1 pseudogene is annotated in these 1,036 nt (G+C 71.0%); it reads left to right on the forward strand.

Annotated features, from left to right (window positions below):
• The first annotated feature begins 49 nt into the window (after positions 1-49).
• Positions 50-1,022 (forward strand): annotated as a pseudogene (locus ACR9E3_RS32450) (IS5 family transposase).
• Positions 1,023-1,036: the final 14 nt, after the last annotated feature.

Genomic DNA, 1,036 nt, shown 5'->3' on the forward strand with positions numbered 1-1,036 from the left:
TAGGGCGTGTCTCCCAAGTCTGTGAGCTGGGCCGGTCCACGATCCCGGTGTGGATCGTGGACCGGTGCTCTCGGATGAGTTGTGGGGTCGGATCGAGCCGTTGCTGCCGGCGCAGTACGGCCGGGGCCGCCCGTTTCGTGATCACCGGCAGGTGATCGAGGGGATCGTGTTCCGCTACCGCTGCGGGATCGCCTGGCGAGATCTGCCCGAGCGGTTCGGGCCGTGGCAGACGGTGTGGAAGCGCCACCACCGCTTTAGCATGGATGGCACCTGGGACGAGGTGCTGGCGATCCTGCAGGCCGAGGCCGACGCCGCTGGCGGGATCGATTGGCGGGTCTCCGCGGACTCCTCCACCTCGCGGGTGCACCAGCACGGCGCCACCGCCCAGAGGTCCTCTTGCGAGTCCTCGAGCTACACAGGGGGCGAGATCGAATCACAAGAAACGGTGTCGCCGGGGTCGTGACCGGCAGGGCCGGTGGCGCCGGCTGGGGCCGTGGCGGCCCGATCAACGTCGCACTGACGAGCCCGGCGATCACGCCCTGGGCCGCTCCCGAGGTGGGCTGACCACCAAGACCCACGCCCTGGTCGACGGGCAGGGTCGGCCGCTGGTGATCGCGGTGACCCCGGGTCAGGCCGGGGACTCCCCGCAACTGGCCCGGCTGCTCGATGAGCTCGCCGTCGACCGGCTCGGTCGCGGGCGGGCCCGCACCACCCCGCTCGCGGTGCGCGCCGACAAGGCCTACTCCAGCCGCGCCCACCGTGAGCTGCTGCGCCGCCGCGGCATCACCGCGGTCATCCCGGAACCGGATGACCAGAAGCGCAACCGGGCCCGCCGCGGCTCGCGCGGCGGGCGACCGGTCGGCTTCGACGCCGCGGACTACAAGAACCGCAACGTGGTCGAGCGCGGTTTCAACCAGCTCAAAGGCTGGCGCGGGCTGGCCACCCGCTACGACAAGCACGCCCTGGTCTTCCGCGGCGGTCTCGTCCTACGAGCCATCCTGCTCTGGCTCCGACCTACTTAGGAGACACGCCCTAG

The organism is Actinomycetospora sp. C-140 (assembly GCF_054796175.1).